Source organism: Robertmurraya sp., assembly GCF_036676585.1.
GTDB lineage: Bacteria > Bacillota > Bacilli > Bacillales > Cytobacillaceae > Robertmurraya_A.
Window position 1 is genome coordinate 1 of sequence record NZ_JAKFCQ010000012.1, and the last position, 5,736, is coordinate 5,736.

Genomic DNA, 5,736 nt, shown 5'->3' on the forward strand with positions numbered 1-5,736 from the left:
CTCCTGTCCGAATCAAAACTGCATTCAGACTCCATCCTTCTTTTTCACGGGTCCCCTGTCCAAATCAACTCTGCTTTCAGACTCGATCCTTCTTTTTCCCACGAACCCTGTCCAAATCAACTCTGTTTTCAGACTCGATCCTTCTTTTTCTCGCGACCCCTGTCCAAATCAACTCTGCTTTCAGACTCGATCCTTCTTTTTCTCGCGAACCCTGTCCAAATCAACTCTGTTTTCAGACTCGATCCTTCTTTTTCTCGCGACTCCTGTCCGAATCAAAACTGCATTCAGACTCCATCCTTCTTTTTCACGGGTCCCCTGTCCAAATCAACTCTGCTTTCAGACTCGATCCTTCTTTTTCACGCGTCCCCTGTCCAAATCAACTCTGCATTCGGACTTGCTCCTCTTTTTTCCTACAACTCCTGTCCGAATCACCCTAGCATTCGGACTTGCTCCTCCTTTTTCCGGCTTCCCCTGTTCAAATCACCCTCCCCCACCAACCCTTAAAACCAAGTTAACAACACACCTAACTTATTAATTGACATTCTCTCAAATTCTAACTATATTTATATAGACCGATCTCTATAATTTCTAAAAGGATGACTTCATACGATGAAAACCAAAAAAGAACATACAAAAGAGATTATTTTACAAACAGCTTCTCGTTTGTTTCAACAACAAGGATATAGCGCAACCGGAGTTAATCAAATTATCGAAGAGAGTGGTACGCCCAAAGGATCTTTGTATTACCATTTTCCAAAGGGGAAAGAAGAAATTGCGTTAGAAGCGATTAACCTGATGAAGCAGCATGTTCTGGAGCAAACGGCAAAGGATCTCTCTTCTACAGATGATGTGATTCAAGCCTTTCAAAAACATGTGAACAATATTGCTTTATTCTTTGATTCACCATGCAGCTTAGATGGGTTAAAAATTGGCCTACTTGCTGCTGAAACGGCAAATACGCATGAAACGCTTCGGCTTGCTTGTGAAAAAACCTTCAAAGAATGGCAGGATCTTTACGCAGAAAAGCTTGAGCAAAACGGCTACGAAAAAACAAAGGCTCGAGAGCTCGCGGTTACCATCAATGCCCTGCTTGAGGGTGCAACAACAATTTCATTAACTAGTAAAAATGGGGATACTTTACGGTTGATTGCTAACCAAATTCCCACTTTACTCAGCAATAAGAACAACTAGGAGGATAAAAATATGAATATCGATACCCAAATGGGCCAAACGAAGGACATGGAAACGGAAGAATACAAAGTACTCCCGATTCTTGTCTCTTTCTTAATTGCTGGATTCATTGGCTTATTCAGTGAAACAGCTTTAAACATGGCACTTGGTAGTTTAATAGAAGACTTTGCAATCAAAGAAACAACGGTTCAATGGTTAACGACCGGTTACCTACTAACACTTGGGATTCTCGTTCCCGTATCTGGTCTTATTCTGCAGTGGTTTTCAACCCGACAATTGTTCATTGTTTCACTAGCATTCTCCATTATTGGAACCTTTATCGCAGCCATTGCCCCTACCTTCGCTGTCTTAATGTTAGCACGTGTGGTGCAAGCAATGGGAACGGCGGTAATGTTGCCCTTGATGTTTAACACGATTTTATTAATCGTTCCACCTTATAAACGTGGGAAAATCATGGGGCTCATGGGGCTTGTCATCATGTTTGCCCCTGCAGTGGGACCAACACTTTCTGGTCTTATTCTAAAAAATCTTACATGGCACTGGATTTTCTGGATTTGCCTTCCGCTATTAATCGTTGCTCTAGTTTTTGGATACTTCTATATGCAAAATGTATCCACTCCGACGAAGCCAAAGATTGATGTATTATCAATTGTATTATCAACGATTGGATTTGGCGGAGTGGTGTACGGATTTAGTCATGCAGGTGAAGGCGGTGGCTGGGGAGATCCAACAGTAATTACTGCTATTTCAGTTGGTTTGATTGGACTTCTCTTATTCTGTATCCGTCAAACAAAAATGAATCAGCCGATGCTTAATCTTCGTGCGTTTAAATACCCGATGTTTGTGGTTGGATTATTATTAGTTCTCATTTGTATGATGGTTATTTTATCGTCCATGATCTTATTGCCGCTATACTTACAAACATCTCTTGCATTAAGTACGTTTGCTGCCGGACTTCTTCTTTTACCTGGTGGAATTGTGAACGGATTATTATCTCCTGTTATGGGTAACTTATTTGATAAATTTGGACCAAAATGGTTAGTTATCCCAGGTCTTGTGATTGTCACTGGCTCCTTATTCGGCTTCTCAACTATCGATCTAGAAACGTCTTCTGCCTTTCTGATTGCGATGCATATCTTGATGATGGTTGGCGTTTCGATGATTATGATGCCGGCTCAGACCAATGGGTTAAACCAATTGCCACGTGAACTGTATCCAGATGGAACAGCCATTATGAACACCCTGCAACAGGTAGCTGGTGCGATTGGTACAGCCATCGCGATTTCGATTTTATCATCTGGCACGGAAAATTATTTGAAGAACGTGACAGATGCAACGAATCCGCTCAATCCATTACTAGCCTTCACTTCAGGGGTACAGGATGCCTTTATTTTTGCGATTATTATCGCTGTAGTCGGGGTTATCGTTAGTATGTTCATTAAAAGAGTTCATGTGGAGCATCAAGCTTCATAAGAAAAAAACAGAGCTAATTAGCTCTGTTTTTTTATGCGCTCTTCTTTGTTGTTTTTAGTACCATGTCAAAACTGCCGTATTTCTCTTGAACTGCTAAAAGGGCAATTCCACCAATAATACTTGGAACAGCAAAGGCCATAAATGCCTGCTGTGGCTCTAAATTAGTCGTTAGCAAGAGACCGATGATCAGAGGGGCTAAAATCGCTCCGATTCTTCCAATTCCAACGGTTACACTAAGACCTGTCGTTCGAATTTCTTGCGGGTAAAATTCAGAAATATAAGGATTTACTAGATTTTGCGTTCCGCCCGTGCATGCACCACCAAGCGCAATTAATACATATAAAAGATAGGTATTTGATGTGATACTTAAAGAAGCGAAGCAGATCGCCCCTATGGTAAACATAAATAATAGGACTTTTCGATGCCCGACTCGATCCACTAAATATCCACCTAGTAAAGAACCTCCAATTTGCCCGACTCCTAACACGAGACTGAATGATAAGCTGGAAGTAATTCCGTATCCAGATCCTTGCATGATTTTTGGAAGCCAGGTGTTTAAGCCATAAATCATAAGGAGACAACTAAACACCATCGTCCAAAAAGCCAATGTACTGATAACACGATTGTCGGTGAATAATTTTTTCGCAGGCAACCCTTTTGCCCGCTCTTTTACAGCCACATACTCGAAATCGTCTGTAGCTTGATAATTCGCTTTTGGATCTACTTTATTTAAGATGTTTGCAATTTCTTTTCCTCGGTTACGAAGGATCAAATAGGAAAGGGATTCAGGGAATTGCTTAAGAAAGAATGGCAGTGTGAATAAGGGGATAATCCCTAGCCAATATAAGAATCTCCAGCCTAGACTTTCCATCACATACATGCCTATCAGAGATGCCAATATCGCTCCGATGGAATAACCACAATACATCGTCGCAACAATCATTGCTCGCTTTTTCTTAGGTGAATATTCAGTCATTATGGCAATGACCGCTGGCATTAATCCCCCCATTCCTAAGGCAGCAATAAATCGCATAATAGTAAAAGTGAGTGAATTGGGAGCTAAACCAGCTAATAATGAAAACACACTGAATAAGATCATACAAATTGCTAATATCTTTTTTCGACCGATAAAATCGGACAGCGAGCCAAGGATAAACGATCCTAGCATCATCCCAACTAGCGTGTAGCTGCCAATCGCACCCGCCTCAACAAGGGTTAAATCGTATTCATTCATCATCGACGGCAAGCCGATCCCGTATAAAGCAATATCAAATCCATCAAAGGCGATGGCATAAAAACACCATAAAAATACTAATAAATGAAATCGATTAAACTTACTTTCAGCAACTACTTGAGAAGCCTGAACCAAGCGCATATCATTCCACCTCTTCTCGTGTTTATTTCCAAACTTCCTTAGAAATGTCAACAACATGCTGAAGCTTTGCCCACTGTTGCTCCTCTGTCAAAAGATTTCCCTCTTCTGTTGACGCAAACCCACATTGAGGGCTTAAACACAATTGATCTAATGGGACAAATTTAGACGCCTCTTCAATTCGCTTCTTAATAATATCCTTGTTTTCAAGTTCTCCAAACTTTGAGGTAACCAAGCCTAAAACAACTTGCAGGTCCGGTCTAGTAACAAAACGAAGTGGTTCAAACCCACCTGAACGATCATTATCATATTCTAAAAAGAAACCGTCGATATTTAAGTGACCGAATAATTGTTCAGCAACCGGCTCATAGCCACCAGAAGAAATCCATGTGGAGCGGAAATTTCCGCGACAAATATGCATTGTTATTTTTAAATCTTCCGGACGATCAGCTACGGCAGTGTTTAGTGTCTGTAAATACATCTTGATTAAGTAATCAGGGTTTAATCCTTTGGCTCGAAGCAGTTCCTTTTGTTCCTCTGAACATAAATACGCCCAAGAGGTATCATCTAACTGTAAATAACGGCAACCCGCATCGTAGAAAGCTTGAATCCCCTTTTTATAGGCAACAGCTAAATCAGTAAAAAACTCTTCCTCGTCTGGATACACTGATAAATCCACTTCTCCACGAAAATGAAGCATACTTGGACTTGGAATCGTAAACTTTGCTGTATGATCTCCTGCTACTTGATGAAGATATTGATAGTCTGCTAACATCGGATGATTTTCAAAGTCTAATTTACTAGTCACTTTAATGGCACGAGATTTCGTTTGTTTTTGGTGAAATTGAATTCCGTTTCCTGACCAATAACCTTCCACACCAACCAAATTTTCTAAGAAATCAAAATGCCACCAAGCTCTGCGAAACTCTCCATCCGTCACCGCTTGAAGACCGAGCTCCTTTTGTTTATCAACGATTCTGGCAATTTCCTTATCCTCGATTTTTCTTAATTCATCTAATGTAATCTCACCAGCTGCACTCTGTAATCGTGCTGTTTTAATAGCATCTGAACGTAATAAACTCCCCACTTGATCGGCACGAAAAATCGTTTGATTCTTACCCTTTGTTTCTACTGTCATCATATTCCCTCTTTTCTGTTTTTCTATTGTTTGTATCCTATCACGATTTTCGTGCTATAGTGTAACTGATAAAAGTAATTGGTTGTTATAACTAAAAGCTATAACGAAGCAAAATACATAGATATAAACGGGGAATCAAGATGAAGTTACAGCAGCTAAAATATGTGATAGAAGTGGTTGCGTGCGGTTCGATTAATGAAGCAGCGCGTAGATTATATCTCTCGCAACCTAGTTTATCAAAAGCGATAAAAGAGCTTGAAAGAGAAATAGGGATCACCATTTTCACTCGTACATCTACAGGAATTACGCTCTCTACAGATGGAGCTGAGTTTCTTGGGTACGCAAGGCAGGTGGTGGAACAAGCGGAATTGCTAGAGCGCCGTTACTTTAATACGGCCCCTTCTGAGCAACTCTTTTCCGTTTCTACCCAGCATTACGCATTTGCCGTGAACGCATTCGTCGAAATGATTAAGAAACATGGCGAGGATAAATACCAATTTACATTAAGGGAAACGAGAACCTATGAAATCATTGAAGACGTCAAAAATTTACGAAGCGAAAT

General features: G+C 40.6%; 5 protein-coding genes. 3 read left to right on the forward strand and 2 right to left on the reverse strand.

The window, feature by feature from the left end; translation table 11 throughout:
- Window positions 1-609 precede the first annotated feature (609 nt).
- Both ACGLXV_RS00840 and ACGLXV_RS00845 read left to right on the forward strand, forming a co-directional pair.
- Window positions 610-1,191, forward strand: a complete 582-nt coding sequence (locus ACGLXV_RS00840; RefSeq protein ID WP_391557097.1) for a TetR/AcrR family transcriptional regulator — start codon at window positions 610-612, stop codon at window positions 1,189-1,191.
- 30 nt (window positions 1,192-1,221) lie between these two features.
- Window positions 1,222-2,664: a DHA2 family efflux MFS transporter permease subunit gene (locus tag ACGLXV_RS00845; protein WP_391557100.1), complete on the forward strand. Its 1,443-nt coding sequence runs from the start codon at window positions 1,222-1,224 to the stop codon at window positions 2,662-2,664.
- Between the two features lie 31 nt (window positions 2,665-2,695).
- On the opposite strand, the gene ACGLXV_RS00850 is transcribed toward ACGLXV_RS00845, so the two are convergent.
- Window positions 2,696-4,039 (reverse strand): MFS transporter, encoded by a 1,344-nt coding sequence (locus ACGLXV_RS00850; protein ID WP_119710025.1) that lies wholly within the window; start codon window positions 4,037-4,039, stop codon window positions 2,696-2,698.
- 22 nt (window positions 4,040-4,061) lie between these two features.
- The gene (locus tag ACGLXV_RS00855; RefSeq protein ID WP_391557098.1) at window positions 4,062-5,177 is read right to left on the reverse strand and encodes a 5-methyltetrahydropteroyltriglutamate--homocysteine S-methyltransferase; all 1,116 of its coding nucleotides are present in this window, start codon (window positions 5,175-5,177) and stop codon (window positions 4,062-4,064) included.
- A 137-nt stretch (window positions 5,178-5,314) separates the two neighbouring features.
- On the opposite strand from ACGLXV_RS00855, the gene ACGLXV_RS00860 reads away from it, so the two are divergent.
- Window positions 5,315-5,736: LysR family transcriptional regulator (locus ACGLXV_RS00860; protein WP_391557099.1), on the forward strand; the 422-nt coding region annotated here is incomplete at its 3' end.